The sequence below is a fragment of the Acinetobacter sp. TW_SC_4 genome (genome assembly GCF_054861205.1).
This window is the reverse complement of record NZ_JBSLRK010000002.1, coordinates 165,215-181,413: the sequence shown is the minus strand read 5'-3', so window position 1 is coordinate 181,413 and position 16,199 is coordinate 165,215. Positions and strand designations below refer to the sequence as shown.

Below are 16,199 nucleotides of genomic sequence, written 5' to 3'. Positions count from 1 at the left end.
TACCTGAGATACCGTCTTGGTAGTCAATCAGGGTTTGAGATTATTTGACCACTAAATAATCTCTTCGATAGGCAGTCTGATGTTTTAAAACGCCATAACACAGATGTATAAGCTTGCGCATTGCAGCACCTAAAGCACACATTTTATTTTTACCCTGGCTTAATAATCGTTGATATAAAGCTTCAATGTGTGGATTATATTTAATCGCTGTTAATGCCGACATATACAATACTGAGCGTATTTTACTGTCACCTGCTTTTGATAAGTGACTTTGCTTGTTGACTGAACTGCCAGACAACTGATGTACTGGAACCAAACCTACATATGCAGCAGCTTGACTTGCTTTTTCAAACTTGTGCGAATGAAATAACCCCAACAGTAATAAGCCTGATCGTTCACCGATTGAAGGAATAGTTTGCAGTAATTTCAAATCCTGTTTCAATGTTGGATCTTGATCTATGTGATTATTTATTAACTTATCAATATGTTCAAGTTGCTGATTTAAATACTCAATATTCTCTTCAAGTAATTTAATCACAACAACGGAGGTATGAGTGGACTGCGCCTTTTCAAGTCGATTCTTTTCCTGCAATAGACTACCTAGATAGACATCTCGTCTGCCTAGTAAAGCTTTTAATAATCTGACATTTTCAGGTTCAGGCTGCCATATGATTAACTTTGCGGTGTAACCATAACGTGAAAGAGCTTCACTATCAGCTTTATCCGTTTTATTTAGCATGGACATGCCTTTGGCAAAGGCTCTTACTCGTGAAGGATTAGCCACACAAACCTTTACACCTGCATCATATAGATAATATCCCAAATTCTCATGATAAACTGAAGTCGCTTCCATGATTGCTGTCACTTGATCAGGTTCAATTTTAAGAGTGATGAGCCATTTGAGCAGACTGGAAAAGCCACTTTCTGTATTAGTAAATATTTTATTTTTTCTTTTTCCAGTCAAACCTTGAGGGAAAATGCAACAATCTATTTTGGTTTTACTGACATCAATACCTAGCATAATCATGGTGATATTCCTTGAGTTTAAGCTATGATTTTTATCCCATTAACCATCATCTTACCTTGTGAATACAGCATCAAAGTGCTTAGTTACCGTTCAGAGTTGTATGAGGGATAAGGGCAAATTGTAGGTTTTATCTCAGGTTCAAATTTAAGATTTTAGCAGCACTCCAAACTCTACAATTTGCGTATAGTGGTAGCTAATCACTATATCAATCAAGCTACAAGAAGCACTACTTCGCAAGATTAACTGTTCGAAGTAATTCATTTCGCTCTAGCGAGCTACTCTTTGTATCTTTCCATGGTTTCGCATTTTTTCTAGGTGGAATCACCGCATGCGCTTGCCGATCTGCAATGACCTGACGGCATTGCTTGGTGTCATAAGAGCCTTCAGTATAAACAGAGTCAATCCGCTCATCTTGTGGAGTTTGATCAAGTAAATCACCAAGAAACTGTGAGTCACTGACATTATTTTTTGTAAGCTGAACTGCACGTATTTGCAGTGTTTCAGCATCTATATCTATGTGCAGTTTACGCCATTGTCGTCGATATTCAGGCTGATGCTTCTTGCGTTTCCATTCACCTTCACCTAAAAAACTCAAGCCAGTAGAGTCAATGAGTAGATATAGTCCATCACAAGTTTTTTGATAGCTAATCGCAATATGCTTTTGTCTTCTGCATATGGTCGAATAATCTGGGGCCGTCCCATTTAAGCCAGAGAGTTTAATCAGACTTTGCACAAAGCCAGTGACCATACGTAAAGACAGACGAAATAAAGATTTAATCATTAAGCAGCATTGGATGGCTGCGTCGGAATAGATTTGATTTCGCCCGTGTTTACCGATGGACGGAGCATACCATTCGGTGGCTGAATCAAACCAAATGGCAATGTTTCCGCGATGAATGCGTGCTCGGTTATATGAAGACCAATTGGTTGTACGATAAATTTTAGGTGTAGGCTTATTCATTTGACAATTATATTGTGGAATAAGCCTTAGAGATAGGTTTGTGCAACAAAGTATATTTAAACTGAAAAAAGGAAATAAACGCAGTTTCATTTGTAAATAAAAATGAATACAATTCTCATTAATATTAATTCCTTCTCCATATTTATGTTGTATAGAAAATCCCCTCTTGTTCTTGCGATGCTTCCTCTTATCGTTTCTACAGCATATGCGCAATCTCATTCCACTGAGAGTGAGTCCTCTACTCTACCTACCATCACCATACAAGCCCAAGAAGCTAAATCACCATATGTTGCTCAACATGCAGCATCTTTACTCAAATCTGATGCTTCACTTTTTGAAACAGCTCAATCCGTAAGTGTTGTCACACGTGAACAATTAGATCAAAAGCAAGCTACAACCTTAGCTGAAGCAATCAATGGTGTTGCCGGTGTAGTCTCTGGTCAACGTGGTCGCCGCGGATGGGATGACTTCAATATTCGTGGGCAAGGTGCAAATAATCAGATCTTTGTTGATGGGCTTAGAACATCTGCTCGATCTGCTGTTGCGGTTGATTTATCTGGGATTGATCAAGTACAAGTACTTAAAGGCCCTGCATCCGTAAGCTTTGGGCAAGTAGCACCTGGAGGTTTAGTAAATTTAGTGACTAAACGGCCTGAAGCGGAAAGTTTTGCTCAAACAGACTTAAGCTATGGAAGTTATGATTTTAAACAAGCCAACTTCGATTTGAACTATGCCCCGCATGAAACTGAAAAAGGAGCCTTCCGTTTAACAGGCCGATATGCAGATCAAGATGATCCTGTTGACTATGTTTATTTTAAAAATCTATACATCTCTCCAACTTATAATTTTGATTTAGGAGATCATGCTGATCTTTCCGTGATTGCCAGCTATCAACATCGTGAATATCAACGTTATCAAGGTGCACCATTAGTCGGTACATTACTGCCAAGTGCATTAGGTAAGATTGATTCCTCTTTCTTTAGTGGAGACCCTTCATCAGATCCTTACAAAGCAGATGTATATCGTGCAGGGTGGAATTTTAAATATGATTTCGGTAATGACTTAGTCTTTAAGCAAAATGCGGCTGTTCAAAAAACTGAAATGAATGGTGGCTTCATTTCTCTACAAGCGGGTGGTACTGAAACTGCGGTAAAACGCCGATTAGAGGTTCAAGATTGGGATTATACCAATTATACAATCGATAATAACCTTCAAAAGAAGTTGCAAATTGGAAACAGTGAACATGATCTACTGGTCGGTTTTGACGTTATGCAGGAGAAGCGAGAAACAGCTGCGGACCGTTGTAACTTTGCAACAATTAACCCTTTCGCACCACAGTACAATCAAGGCTGTATCAATACACTCAGTTTGAATAGCCATAGTATTACCAATTTGCGTGATATGGGGATTTATGCCCGAAATCGCATCATTTTAAGCGATCAGTGGATTATAAATTTGGCTGGTCGATATGACTGGGCAAAATCCTCCTCAGAGAATGTCCTAAAAGGAACTAAAACTGATCCTCAAGAGGATCATGCTTTTACTGGTAATGCATCGATCATGTATTTAGTAAATGACTTGATTGCTCCTTACGTTAGTTATGCAACTTCTTTTGTTCCCAACATTGGTACCGATAGAAATAATGCCCTATTCGACCCAGAGAAAGGCAAGCAATATGAAGCAGGTGTTAAATTCCAAGGTGCGGATCAACTGATTCAAGGTACATTATCTTGGTTTGATTTACGTCGTCAGAATGTTCTGGTGAATGATCCAACTGATATTAGCTACCAAATTACTGAGGGTGAGCAGACCACTCGTGGTATTGAAGCTGAAATAAATACCGCAATCAATGATTATTGGACTGCTTCTGTCGCATATGCTTATACATATGACTCTAAAACAACTAAGAGTACTGATATCAGCAGTATTGGACAACGTTTAGAAAATACTCCAGAACACACTTATAGCTTTATGGCTCGTTATCGTCCTCAAGGTTCTTTGGGGTGGTATGTAGGTGCAGGAATTACGGGTGCCAGTGAAACAGAGTTATCAGGTCTCGATATTGAACTACCTGCTTATACTATTTATAACGCTGACGCAGGATATGATGCAGAACATTGGGGAGCACAATTATCTGTTCGCAATCTTTTTGATAAAAACTACTATTCGGGTGTAATTGATAACCGAGTCGTGGCTTTTGGTAACCCCCGTCAAGTAAATTTTACGGTTAAATTCAAGTATTAAAAACATCCTAATAACATGAATTTAGCAAAGTATGCACATGTACTTATACTTTGCTAATTTGATATCTATCAACATAATAGACCTCTTGCGTTAGTCAAAATTTAATCAGTGATAAACGTTGATTTTTAAATAAATATCAAAGTCTAAAATAGTCAAAAATAATACTTTCGCAAGAGGTTTAATATTCATTTGATAGCATGTTGAACCGTACCGGGTTTGTTTGAGACCAACTTTCCTGAGATGAGAAGCATTGCTTCGCACGACGTAGCGAAGCGTAGTGTTCCGATGAAGAAAGTAAAATATACCCCTGAAATCAGAGATAGAGCGGTTCAATTATTGATTGACTACCAAGACGGTATCTTGTATCGCTCCTGACATAATAACATAACTAATAAGTAACCATGAATGATGGAGCAGAAATGTGAATGGTCATAACATGGGGTTGCACTTCAAATGCCAATTTAAGACTTGCAAAATCAATGGTTAATTAATTGGTTACTAGGGAATAACCAATCTAAATATAAATTATATTTAACAATTACTTATAAAAATATGTGATGCGTATGATACGCATCATATGAATATCGCTTAAATTTGCTATAATTGAATTGAGCAGTGCCATTTGTGGTTAGGTTAAAAATTCATGAGTCTTACTGAAATTAAGGTACGTCAAGCTAAACCAAAGGAAAAAATCTATTTTCTGGCAGATGATGACGGCTTAAGTTTGAAGGTAGAACCAAACGGACGTAAATCTTGGAGTTACCGCTATTCACTTGCAGGGACAAATAAACGTCCTCGCATGAAGTTGGGTGAATATCCTGTAATGTCCTTGAAAGAGGCCAGATTAGTCCGGGATGAATATAAATTTAATAATTATGAAAATAAACCACTGCATAAAAAATACATCAAAACTTTTCAGGATATTTGTGAAGAGTGGTTAGAATTTAAAATTAAAAATTCCTTTGAAGATGAACCACGATGCGGTGTAATTCAGCTCGCAAAAAAATGTTTAGATCAGGATGTTTATCCAAATATTGGACTAATGCCATTTATTGAAATTAAAAGATATGATCTAGTTAAGATTATTAAAAATATAGAATCTAGAAATGTAAAAGAACCTGTAAAGAAAGCCTATAGTTATTTAAATCAGATTTATGATTATGCTGTAGCAATGGGTTATTGTGAATATAATATTGCCCATGGTCTTCATAAAATATTAATCAATAATAAAATTAAAAAAAATTATCCGTATTTAAACTCAGATGAACTATCTAGCTTTTTAGCTAGATTAAAGCAGGTTAATACAGATCCTATTATTAAAAAAGCCCTATTATTTAAGTTATATACAGGCGTACGAGGTGGAGAATTACTGCTTTGTGAACCGCATCATTTCGATCTGGATAAAAAAATATGGAAAATACCAGCCTTACATATTAAACAATATAGAAGAAAAGTTATTTTAGGTCATGATATTCCTGAATTTTTAGTTCCACTATCTGATCAAGCACTTGAAGTTGTAAAATCAGCACTCGTTTGGTCTCATGGCGAAAAATATGTGTTTTCTAGCCCCCGAAACAATAATAAACCTATTCATTTTAATACCCTGAACTTGATTATCAGAAAAATGGGATATACTAAAAATGAATTAACTTCTCATGGGTTACGATCGACATTTAGTACCATATTAAATGAATCCGGTTTATTTCAATCAAATTGGATTGAAGCACAGCTATCTCATACTGATAAAAATAAAACCCGTGCAAGTTATAATCATGCAGAATATTTTAATCAGCGTATGGAAATGATGCAATGGTGGGGCGATTTTATTGATAGTTGTACTGTAAATTAATGGTTATGAAATCCAAGTTTTAATTAGAATAGGCTTTGTTGCACAAACCTATTCACCGCTATAAATCATTATCTAAAATTGCATCTCGTGGTAAAAGCTCAATGGGCCGGTTCTATGGCTATAAATTACATGTTGTGATGAATCAACTTAGAGAAATAGTCTGTTCACAATGATGATTTCTCTTAACTCGTAAAGTTTATGAAGGTGTTGAACGTGTTCAACTGAATCTTAAGCAAGGTAAATGGATAGAAGAGAACTTCATTAAGTCGTATCAAAATATTCTTGAAAAATAGGCATTTCATTTCACATTAGAGCGAGAATCTAATGAGAAAGTTGCCTGATTGAATGTAGTGAATAGATTCATTGCATAATTATTGACTAAAATTTTCTATATCAGCCTATTTAAGATTAATCGGGCTGATTCTATTAGGTCGAATATAATAGCGACCTGCTTTAATCATTTTTATTTGAACTTTATTTTATGTCACAGCTTGCTTCCCATTTTAAGCACAATCAGTTTTGTATTTTGTTGGAATATTTAAGTTCTGCTAAGGGCATTGCCGTACCAATGTCTTTAGCAGAATTTCCATGTGCGATCACTTTGGCAGATCGAGTGCATGCCGATAGTGATTTGCCACCACTTGAATGTGCGAAGACATTTTCTTCATCAGTGGAAAAAATCATCCATTATTCAGGGAAAGGTCGGGATATTACTGATTTTGAGACCTTCTTAAAATTAACTCAAGCTTCAGGACAAAGAAATTTACTGCTTCTCACAGGTGATAAGTTAAAAGGGCATACAAATGGTCAAGATGGAACGAATCGCACCCGATATTTAGAGTCTGTAAATGCGGTTATGGCCGCAAAGTGTTATGGTGGATTTCATATTGGTGTAGCTTTTAATCCCTTTAAATATGCTGAAGCTGAACGTGATGCACAATATTTAAAACTTCACAAAAAGATTAAAGCAGGAGCAGACTTTATCGTTACCCAGTTGGGTTACGATATGGAGGCTTTAAAACAAGCCAAGGCTTTTTTAAATCGTCATCGATACCCACAAAATATACTTGCTTGTGTTATGCCACTTAGTTTGGCACGTGCCAATTTTATGGTGAAACATAAGATCGCAGGAATTGTGATTACACCACACATGTTACGAGTGTTGGCTCAGGAAGAACAGGATGGACGAACTGAGAATGCTTATAAACGTTGTGCTATACAAATATTGATGTGTAAGTATTTGGGTTTTGCAGGTGTGCATCTTTCAGCATGCCATAAGCCTGAAGAGCAAAAGCTTTTAGAAAAATATATTGAACAATATCGACATTATGGTTTACAGGAACTCGAAGCACTCTGGAATGCACTGTGGCAAGTGGAGACTAAAAAGGAACTCGTGCCACAATTAGCTTATTATTCCCGCCAACCATCCTCTAGCCAGCTTATTAAATATCAGCAATTGCATTTCATGCACAAGGCTCTGTTTGAGTCCAAAATTGCCAAAGGTGTGGGGCATTTTATTTTTAAAGCCTCACTCTGGGAAAATACGCCTGCAGCAAAAGCATTGTTAAAAACTGAATTTATCTCTAAGCAAGGGGTCGTGGGTTGTGAAAGTTGTGGTCAATGTAGGTTAGGAGATACTTTATATATTTGCCCTGAAACTTGCCCCAAAGGATTGGCGAATGGTCCTTGTGGTGGTACGACATTGGATCGCTGTGAGTTTGGAGATCGTGAATGCATTCATTCTGTGAAAGCCCGACTTGCCAAAGCCGTGGGACAGACTGATGTTCTAAAAGAAAAACTGATTCCAACTGTGCCTATTGAAGTCCGTGGAACCAGTTCCTGGAAAAATTGGTATCTGGCGACCGAAGCTTAGCTTTCATCATCCATGGCATTCGAATAAAATTTCACGCCCAATTTGATGCGATCACGACCTTGGCTCATACGCCAACGGTTGGTATCACGTAAGGAGTATACACAGCCACAATATTCTTGTTGGTAGAATTCTTCCTTCTTGCTGATTTCAAGCATACGAACAGCACCACCATTTTTACGCCAGTTGTAGTCCCAATAGGTGATACCTTCATAATGTGAAGCAGAACGATGCCCACAATCATTGATCTGCTTCATATCTTTCCAACGAGAAATACCCAATGAGCTACTAATTAGGCTGAAGCCATTTTCAGCTGCATAAAGGGCAGTCCGTTCAAAGCGCATATCAAAACACATGGTACAGCGAATACCTTTCTCTGGCTCATTTTCCATGCCTTTGGCACGTGCAAACCAATTGTCTGTATCGTAATCACAGTCAATAAAAGGAATATTATGTTTTTCTGCAAAGCGAATATTTTCTTCCTTACGGATTTCATATTCCTTGACAGGGTGAATATTGGGATTATAAAAAAAGATCGAAAAGTCGATGCCTGATTCAATTAGGGTTTCCATCACTTCACCCGAGCATGGTGCACAGCAGGAGTGAAGCAGAAGCTTGTCGTGACCTGCTGGGAGAGTCAATTTCTGACGTTCAAGTTTGTTTGACATAGTTATATGGGTTTAAATCTAAACCCTATATTTTAACGATTTAATTAGATAGTAAGGATTTGATATACTGATATTTTCTAAGGTTAAGATGAAAGAAATTCACTAATTGAAATTTAATAAGAACTAAAGTATATAAGAGAATAACTGCAATAATGCTTTGGAATCAGAACATTGCAAGTTAATCAAGAGTCATTGAATGAAGCTTTAAAATTAAGTGAAGAAATTATTAGTAATATTGAGTTAAGTACCTCTTCTTTATCTAATTGCGCATTAAAGGAGAGTAGATTGGCAAGATTGCTAAATGAATTCGATTACCAAAGTACCATTATCAGCACAAAAATTTGCATCTGTTTATGAGAATTTAACGTCCGAAAATTCAGAGGATTGGTCAAATGCTGTTCATAGTTGTAGGCGAATATTACAAGATACTGCTGATGTGATTTATCCTGCTAGAGAGGATAAGACTATTAATTTAGATAATGGTAAAACTAAAATTATTAAATTAGGTGTGGATAATTATATAAATCGAATTATTACATATGTTGATGAGCAGTCAGACTCTAAAAGATTTGAGGAAATCGTTGGTTCACAGATGAAATATTTGGGCGAACGGTTAGATGCTATTTTCAAAGCTGCTCAGAAAGGTTCTCATAATATTATTACTTCTAGGCAAAAAGCTGATCGTTATGTTATTTACACATACTTGATAGTTGGAGATTTATTATCTTTGGTAGAGTTGCAAAAAACATTACCAATTTCAGATAAAGATTTTAGATAGCCGCTTAGCTTGCAAAATCAATAAGTATTTGGACACCCATTCTTCTTTAATTTGGACATTTTAATAAATCGTTAATTTTTGCAATGTTCCTCAGTTGGCAATATGAAGACCATGCCACTCACCAATGAACTAATACGATTACTTTCAGCCTTGCGCTGCTTAGTATTCACCGACAGAGCATAGATGATCATTGTGTCCCGATACATTTTTTCAGGCTCAACTTCATAGTCAATTTTCGAAGCACAAATCATTTGCCTGCTGACTTTGTGTGATGCTCTACGATAGACTTCACGATCATCACTAGCCAACGTCAGCTTTGTTCGTAATTCTTTTGCATACTGCATATATACGCTAACAAATTTGAGGTTATTTCCATATTTGAGATTTATGTATCCCTCAATATCATCTCGAACACCATTACTGTTTGCATCAATCCCACCAATGGTTTTTGTTTTATCTTCATTTTTTAGGAAGTTCGATGTTCTCACTTCTTTTAGTGAATTATGAATACTTGGATTAAGAAGCGAGGAACAGCCTATCATAAATATACTTAAGCAACTCAGTGCAATAACTGCTTTTTTCATAGGACTTATTTTACTTTTTCATTTAAATTTCGTTTTAGATACAAAGAGTATCTGAAAATCAGAGTATCCAATTAAAAGAAGAATCTATGTCCAGTACGATATACTATTAAGTGTCCAATTGGACAAGAATATGCTCTTAGCTTACTGAATAACTAAAAATCCTCAGCATCTTTAATTTATTAAGATGAGTATTTCTCATCTTAAGCTGAATTTATATCGTTTTACTCACTTTCTTATTCACGTTTAAATACAGCCATTCAGAAATTTAGCTTTTTATAAAATCTTTAGGTGGTAATCTCCATGAGTACAGCATTTGAGTGTTCAATTAAACGTATCCGTTTTGATGAAAACTACACGCCAGCAGAAAGCACACGTTTAACCACAAATTTTGCCAATTTGGCACGTGGGGAAAGCCGTGAAGAAAACTTGCGTCGTACCCTTGCGATGATCAACAACCGTTTTAATAGCTTGGCGACCGTTGATAACCCGAAAGGTGATCGCTACTCACTTGAGATCGACATCATTTCTGCTGAAATTGATATCGAAGGCAATGGCAAAACCTTTCCATTTATTGAAACACTGAAAAGTGTAGTGATTGACCATAAAACAGGGGAGCGTATTGAAGGCATGATCGGCAATAGCTTCTCATCTTATGTGCGTGATTACGACTTCAGCGTAGTATTGCCTCGATTGGGTTGTGGTGTAGGTGAAAAACCTGAAGATTTTGGAGATCTACATGGTAAATTGTATCAACATTTGGTGAATTCAGATGTATTTAAGGCAGAATTTACCAAGCCACCTGTGATTTGTTTAAGTGTTTCAACCTCTAAAACCTATTACCGTACGGCAAACGTACATCCTATTTTAGGTGAGGAATATACCAATGATGAATATTCACGTACCGATGAATATTTCGCCAAAATGGGCTTACGTGTACGTTACTTCAAACCAGAAGGTGGTAATGCACCATTAGCATTCTATTTCGCTGGCGACTTAGTCCGTGATTATACTGATTTTGAATTGATCAGCGCGATTGCAACCATGGAAAGCTTCCAAAAAATTTATCGTCCTGAAATTTACAACACCAACTCTCCGGCAGGTGTGGAGTATCAACCAAGCTTGAGCTATGGCGATTACTCACTGACACGTATCGTTTATGACCGTGTTGAACGTGGTGAGTTGGCGGTTAAGCAAGGTAAATGGACAGAAGAAAACTTCATCAAACCATATCAAGATATTTTAAATGAATGGGCAGCAAACTTTAAGGTCGAAACAGCTGCTTAAGACATCGAATTGACACACAGACTGACGAATTTTAGAGAAAGAAGATTAGACATGGCGCTTACACAACCGAAACTTTTACTCCCAACTTCAACTGCGGGTAGCTTGCCAAAACCGTCTTGGTTAGCTGAACCTGAAAAATTATGGTCTGCATGGAAGCTTGAAGGCGAAGAATTATTAGAAGCTAAACGTGATGCTTTGAAATTATCATTACATGAGCAAGTCACTGCAGGTATCGATATCGTGAGTGATGGTGAGCAAACCCGTCAGCACTTTGTAACCACGTTTATTGAACATCTTGAAGGTGTAGATTTCGAAAAGCGTGAAACCATGCGTATTCGTAATCGTTATGATGCAAGTGTACCTTCAGTTGTGGATGAAGTTTCTCGTAAAAAAGCAGTGTTTGTAGACGATGCGAAATTTTTACGCAGCCAAACCAGTCAGCCAATTAAATGGGCGTTGCCTGGTCCAATGACCATGATTGATACACTTTTTGACGGACACTACAAGAGCCGTGAAAAACTGGCTTGGGAATTTGCCAAAATTTTGAACCAAGAAGCTTTAGAACTTGAAGCAGCAGGCGTAGACATTATTCAATTTGATGAACCTGCGTTTAACGTATTCTTTGATGAAGTGAATGACTGGGGTGTACCAACCTTAGAACGTGCACTTGAAGGTCTAAAATGTGAAACTGCAGTTCATATTTGCTATGGTTACGGCATTAAAGCCAATACAGATTGGAAACAAACTTTAGGTAATGAATGGCGTCAATACGAAGAGTCATTCCCGAAACTACAACAATCTAAGCTCGATATTATTTCACTTGAATGCCAAAACTCACGTGTACCAATGGATTTAATCGAATTGATCCGTGGTAAGAAAGTGATGGTGGGTGCAATTGATGTGGCAACCACTCAAGTGGAAACTGCAGAGGAAGTAGCAAATACGCTACGCAAAGTATTGCAATTTGTTGATGCAGATAAACTGTATCCTTCAACTAACTGTGGTATGACACCGCTAGCTCGCCAAGTGGCACGTGGCAAACTTGAAGCTTTAAGCGCAGGTGCTGCCATTGTTCGTAAAGAGCTAGAAGCTTAATCAAACGTAGTCTCGTGCGAAGCAGAACAAATCATCGCAAGGTCATTTGTCCAGCTTTATGCACGAGCACGTGATATGTACATTTGAGATGAAAGAGATGATTGAAGCAACAGACTTTAGAAATGCAATGTCTTTACTCACCACAGCAGTGAATGTTATTACGACTTTGGGTGAAACAGGTATGCATGGATTTACTGCATCTGCCGTATGTAGCGTGACGGATACACCGCCAATGTTATTAGTCTGTATGAATCAATCCTCCCGTTCACATGCCCATTTTGTTGAAAATAAAGTCTTGGCTGTAAACGTACTAAGTACTCAGCATGAACAGCTTTCAAATGCTTTTGCTTCAAGTAAATTCAGCTCAGAAGATCGTTTCAAACTCGGTGATTGGAGTACGATGGAAACTGGTTCACCTATTTTGAAAGATGCCTTGGTCAGTTTTGACTGTGAGATTCAAGATATTCAGCAAGTCGGTACACACAGTGTTTTCATGTGTCGTGTTCTTAAAGTTCAACAAAGCGATCAAGAAGAAAGTCTGGTGTATTTTAACCGTGCTTATCATCAAGTGGGTCAATTGGAACACGTTTAACCCAATGCCTTAATTCCTTCATCTTTTTAAAAGTTAGTCTATTGTGGAACTTATAACCTTTTTAATCATCGGTGCTTTTGCTGGTTTTGCGGCAGGGCTGTTTGGCGTCGGCGGTGGTACGATTATTGTACCACTGCTTTTTATTGTCTTTACCCAAATGGGCTATGACCCCGATGTGGTTATGCACCTCGCATTAGGCACATCTTTGGCAACCATTGTTGTAACCTCGATTAGCTCATTGATGGCGCATCATAAAACTGGTGCTGTGATTTGGCCTGTTTTTAAAAATCTAGCGCCACCTATGGCAATTGGTTGTTTTTTTGGGGCAGGTATTGCTGGTTTGATATCAGGATTACATCTACAAATCATTGTTGGCTTATTTCTGATTTGGGTCGCATATACGATGTTTACAGGTGCCAAAAAAGCAATTGACCCAACGAAAACGTTACCCTCATCAGGTCAACAAGTTGCTGCAGGTAGTGTGATTGGGGTTGCATCAGCAATCTTTGGTATTGGTGGTGGAAGTCTGACGGTTCCATATCTGAATCGCTATGGTGTGGTCATGCAGAAGGCTGTTGGAACATCTGCGGCGTGTGGGTTACCGATTGCGGTTGCAGGTGCATTAGGATTTATGATTTTTGGCATGAATGCTGAAATCAATGTGCCGAATACTATTGGTTATGTTCATATTTATGCCTTCATTGGCATCAGTATCATGAGTTTCATCACTGCAAAATTTGGTGCGAAGGCTGCACATGCCTTATCGCCAGTAATGTTGAAGAAATGCTTTGCCGTTTTATTGGTCATTGTTGGATGCTTTTTTCTTGTGAAAGGATTCATTTGACATTACGCAATGATCATTCATCATGTTAAATAGCCTGCTTCATGTGGGCTTTTAATCTTTGCTTTTAATGTATCCTTACAAGGACAATGATTTGAGTTTCTCCCAAGATGATCGAATTAAAACACTTAAGAATGCTTTCAGCTTTAAGAGAACATGGTTCTTTAGTCGCAGCTGCGAGCGATCTTTGCATTACACCTTCAGCGGTATCTCATCAGCTACGTGAGCTTGATCAGTGGATGGGTGTTGAGGTCGTGAACCGCAAGACTCGACCTATTACTTTTTCTAATGTTGGTCAACGTCTACTAAAACTAGCAGATGAGATTTTGCCACAAGTACAAATCGCACAAGCTGATATCAGTAGAATTCTGCATGGTCAAACAGGTCGAATCACATTTTCTTCTGAATGCCATAGTTGTTTCGATTGGCTTATGCCACTACTAAATCAGTATCGTATTCAATATCCAGATGTCGATTTAGACTTCGCATCAGGATTTGAAGCGAATCCACATGAGTTATTGCAAAATGGCGAATTTGACTTACTGATTACAGCAGATCCAATCGCTTTAAAAGGTGTTGAATACTTTCCGGTATTTGAATATGAATCGCGACTTGTTTTATCAACAACCCATCCATTGGTACGTGTAGAGCAAATTACCGCTAAAGAGTTAGCTGAAGAAACACTGATTACTTATCCAGTGGATAAACATCGTTTAGATATCATGTCGAAACTATTTATTCCTGCAAATATTCAACCTAAAAACATTCGAACCACTGACTTAACCCAAATGCTGATTCAGCTTGTGGCGAGCGGACGCGGTATTGCAGCGCTACCTGATTGGGTAGTGAATGAATATGAAGCGAAAGGCTGGGTCACGTCACGACGTCTAGAATGTGTTTCACCTGAAGGATTACGCCGAACCTTATATGCAGGTTTTAGAGCGGATGAAAAACAGAGAGACTATTTTGAAGGGTTCTTAAAGCAGCTTGAACGATTTTCTAAGAAACGAAATAGCTATTATGCTTAAATCTAGGCTTTTTTCCTTTACTTCAGGGTCAAAGGAGTGCTAAAAAAGTGTAGAGTAGATTTGTATGTTATTCACCAATTAAAATGTCCTGTTTTTTACCCCCCAAGAGTCAAGCACAGGATTCAGATTTCTTTGTTCAATAACAGCTTTCTGAGCTTTACGACTCGGCATACTTTTCTTGAGACGAGAACGTTTATTTTGTTTTCCAATTCTTCATGTTGATGTTAAATATGCGCCAGGACTGAACCTAACCGTTTATTCTCAACAATCTCTCACTGATTCAGCTGACTTAATTTATCGAAGAGGCTGTAGTTGAGCTTTCGACCATCACACATGATGGCTACAGTACCTCCGGGTATTCCAGAAACTCAAGATATTTACTGATCAGCCTCTGATTTTCTTCTGTCTTCTCTAGGAGATATACGCATTTATCATAAGTAATGGTCAGGCTATTCGTGACTCTACGGGGTTCACGCCAAGTAAAAATATCATCCAGTTCAAGATCAGATTCGGTTAATGGCTTATGCAGGTTCTTTGAGTTTCGCGCACATTTGGCAAACTTCTCTGATTAAACTGCTCAATGAAGCAGGTTAGCCAGGCATTCGCTTCGGCAATCGAACTGATGCCTTCCCAGACGTATCTCCTTGATCAAACGGTTTTGAAGGGTTCTATCGCGTTCTACGCGACCTTTGGCCTGTGGTGAGTTGCCAAAGATAATATCAATGTTTAACTCATTCAGAATCCGGTTAAATTGCGTGATCTGGCTGTCCTGCCTGGATTTCTGCTTAACTCTGAATACCAAATGTTTGTCGCTATAAAAGTCCAGAGGTTTGCCGTATTGTTCAATGTAGGCTCGGGTTGAAAGCATGTAATCAAAGGTCATTTCAGCCTCACAAAAGCACAGATGCAACAGCTTTCCAGCGGCATCATCGATATAAACCAGCAAGCAGCATTTTACAGCTCGACCTTCAAACCAGTCATGGTATGAGCCATCAATCTAGATCAGCTCACCGAAGCAATCACGGTTATAGCGTGGCTGGTACGGACGTTTCATGCGCTGATCTCGATCCACAGGTCATTGGGCGTCATCCAGCGCCGAACGAACCGTTTCTACCGGGATATTCGGGTCAAATATGCTGCTGAGCTTCTCATGCGCCAATTTAGGTCCAAAGCCCAGCAGATGTTCAGAAATAATGGAAAGACATTTTGATTTTAACAGGACGTCATGGCGACGATGGCCAGGTTGACCACGACTGGCATGCGCCAGACCTGAAACCCCATCTTGATTAAGCTTCTGCAATAACCGGGTAATTTGACGGGTAGAAAGATTCAGGATTTCAGCAGCACGGACCTGGATAATACGATGATCTCAAACGTC

General features: G+C 38.2%; 12 protein-coding genes and 4 pseudogenes. 11 read left to right on the top strand and 5 right to left on the bottom strand.

Features of this window, described 5'->3' with window-relative positions:
* Positions 1-40: 40 nt before the first annotated feature.
* Positions 41-1,027: an IS110 family RNA-guided transposase gene (locus tag ACWM1W_RS16420; RefSeq protein ID WP_313483543.1), complete on the bottom strand. Its 987-nt coding sequence runs from the start codon at positions 1,025-1,027 to the stop codon at positions 41-43.
* A 241-nt stretch (positions 1,028-1,268) separates the two neighbouring features.
* Positions 1,269-1,988: pseudogene (locus ACWM1W_RS16415) on the bottom strand (IS5 family transposase); the annotation flags it as partial.
* Between the two features lie 144 nt (positions 1,989-2,132).
* On the opposite strand from ACWM1W_RS16415, the gene ACWM1W_RS16410 reads away from it, so the two are divergent.
* From ACWM1W_RS16410 to ACWM1W_RS16390, 5 genes and pseudogenes are all read left to right on the top strand, one after another.
* Positions 2,133-4,232 carry a TonB-dependent siderophore receptor gene (locus ACWM1W_RS16410; RefSeq protein WP_375726218.1) on the top strand — a complete coding sequence of 700 codons (2,100 nt, stop codon included), beginning with the start codon at positions 2,133-2,135 and terminating at the stop codon, positions 4,230-4,232.
* 643 nt (positions 4,233-4,875) lie between these two features.
* Positions 4,876-6,081 carry a tyrosine-type recombinase/integrase gene (locus ACWM1W_RS16405; protein WP_375726217.1) on the top strand — a complete coding sequence of 402 codons (1,206 nt, stop codon included), beginning with the start codon at positions 4,876-4,878 and terminating at the stop codon, positions 6,079-6,081.
* Between the two features lie 50 nt (positions 6,082-6,131).
* Positions 6,132-6,248: pseudogene (locus ACWM1W_RS16400) on the top strand (transposase); the annotation flags it as partial.
* Between the two features lie 24 nt (positions 6,249-6,272).
* Positions 6,273-6,374, top strand: a pseudogene (locus ACWM1W_RS16395) (putative oxygenase MesX); the annotation flags it as partial.
* A 188-nt stretch (positions 6,375-6,562) separates the two neighbouring features.
* On the top strand, positions 6,563-7,954 hold the full coding sequence (locus ACWM1W_RS16390) for a methylenetetrahydrofolate reductase C-terminal domain-containing protein (protein ID WP_034171259.1): 1,392 nt from the start codon (positions 6,563-6,565) through the stop codon (positions 7,952-7,954).
* On the opposite strand, the gene ACWM1W_RS16385 is transcribed toward ACWM1W_RS16390, so the two are convergent.
* Entirely contained in the window at positions 7,951-8,619 is a 669-nt protein-coding gene (locus tag ACWM1W_RS16385) for an epoxyqueuosine reductase QueH (protein WP_004647714.1), read from the bottom strand. The two genes, ACWM1W_RS16390 and ACWM1W_RS16385, sit on opposite strands and share 4 nt — an antisense overlap.
* A gap of 301 nt (positions 8,620-8,920) precedes the next feature.
* Here ACWM1W_RS16385 and ACWM1W_RS16380 point away from each other — a divergent pair, with 301 nt between their 5' ends.
* Entirely contained in the window at positions 8,921-9,397 is a 477-nt protein-coding gene (locus tag ACWM1W_RS16380; RefSeq protein ID WP_034171260.1) for a hypothetical protein, read from the top strand.
* Between the two features lie 71 nt (positions 9,398-9,468).
* On the opposite strand, the gene ACWM1W_RS16375 is transcribed toward ACWM1W_RS16380, so the two are convergent.
* A complete protein-coding gene (locus ACWM1W_RS16375) occupies positions 9,469-9,981 on the bottom strand; it encodes a hypothetical protein (RefSeq protein ID WP_312309335.1) in 513 nt (170 codons plus the stop codon).
* Positions 9,982-10,281: 300 nt separating this feature from the next.
* Here ACWM1W_RS16375 and ACWM1W_RS16370 point away from each other — a divergent pair, with 300 nt between their 5' ends.
* The 5 genes from ACWM1W_RS16370 (at position 10,282) to ACWM1W_RS16350 (ending at position 14,821) form a co-directional block, all read left to right on the top strand.
* Positions 10,282-11,265 (top strand): putative oxygenase MesX, encoded by a 984-nt coding sequence (locus ACWM1W_RS16370; RefSeq protein ID WP_312088449.1) that lies wholly within the window; start codon positions 10,282-10,284, stop codon positions 11,263-11,265.
* A 51-nt stretch (positions 11,266-11,316) separates the two neighbouring features.
* The gene (locus tag ACWM1W_RS16365; RefSeq protein ID WP_375726216.1) at positions 11,317-12,360 is read left to right on the top strand and encodes a methionine synthase; all 1,044 of its coding nucleotides are present in this window, start codon (positions 11,317-11,319) and stop codon (positions 12,358-12,360) included.
* Positions 12,361-12,457: 97 nt separating this feature from the next.
* Positions 12,458-12,952 (top strand): flavin reductase family protein, encoded by a 495-nt coding sequence (locus ACWM1W_RS16360; RefSeq protein WP_004780032.1) that lies wholly within the window; start codon positions 12,458-12,460, stop codon positions 12,950-12,952.
* A 43-nt stretch (positions 12,953-12,995) separates the two neighbouring features.
* Complete coding sequence (locus ACWM1W_RS16355) at positions 12,996-13,796, top strand: sulfite exporter TauE/SafE family protein (RefSeq protein ID WP_048881932.1); 801 nt, start codon at positions 12,996-12,998, stop codon at positions 13,794-13,796.
* Between the two features lie 107 nt (positions 13,797-13,903).
* Entirely contained in the window at positions 13,904-14,821 is a 918-nt protein-coding gene (locus tag ACWM1W_RS16350) for a LysR family transcriptional regulator (RefSeq protein WP_375726215.1), read from the top strand.
* A gap of 78 nt (positions 14,822-14,899) precedes the next feature.
* Here the strand turns inward: ACWM1W_RS16350 and ACWM1W_RS16345 are convergent.
* Positions 14,900-16,181, bottom strand: a pseudogene (locus tag ACWM1W_RS16345) (ISNCY family transposase).
* Between the last annotated feature and the right edge of the window lie 18 nt (positions 16,182-16,199).

What these genes read in the sequence shown, in the direction of transcription:
- ACWM1W_RS16420 (WP_313483543.1), bottom strand. Translation starts at nt 1,027, where the DNA reads ATGATTATGCTAGGTATTGATGTCAGTAAAACCAAAATAGATTGTTGC.
- ACWM1W_RS16410 (WP_375726218.1), top strand. Translation starts at nt 2,133, where the DNA reads ATGTTGTATAGAAAATCCCCTCTTGTTCTTGCGATGCTTCCTCTTATC.
- ACWM1W_RS16405 (WP_375726217.1), top strand. Translation starts at nt 4,876, where the DNA reads ATGAGTCTTACTGAAATTAAGGTACGTCAAGCTAAACCAAAGGAAAAA.
- ACWM1W_RS16390 (WP_034171259.1), top strand. Translation starts at nt 6,563, where the DNA reads ATGTCACAGCTTGCTTCCCATTTTAAGCACAATCAGTTTTGTATTTTG.
- ACWM1W_RS16385 (WP_004647714.1), bottom strand. Translation starts at nt 8,619, where the DNA reads ATGTCAAACAAACTTGAACGTCAGAAATTGACTCTCCCAGCAGGTCAC.
- ACWM1W_RS16380 (WP_034171260.1), top strand. Translation starts at nt 8,921, where the DNA reads ATGAATTCGATTACCAAAGTACCATTATCAGCACAAAAATTTGCATCT.
- ACWM1W_RS16375 (WP_312309335.1), bottom strand. Translation starts at nt 9,981, where the DNA reads ATGAAAAAAGCAGTTATTGCACTGAGTTGCTTAAGTATATTTATGATA.
- ACWM1W_RS16370 (WP_312088449.1), top strand. Translation starts at nt 10,282, where the DNA reads ATGAGTACAGCATTTGAGTGTTCAATTAAACGTATCCGTTTTGATGAA.
- ACWM1W_RS16365 (WP_375726216.1), top strand. Translation starts at nt 11,317, where the DNA reads ATGGCGCTTACACAACCGAAACTTTTACTCCCAACTTCAACTGCGGGT.
- ACWM1W_RS16360 (WP_004780032.1), top strand. Translation starts at nt 12,458, where the DNA reads ATGATTGAAGCAACAGACTTTAGAAATGCAATGTCTTTACTCACCACA.
- ACWM1W_RS16350 (WP_375726215.1), top strand. Translation starts at nt 13,904, where the DNA reads ATGATCGAATTAAAACACTTAAGAATGCTTTCAGCTTTAAGAGAACAT.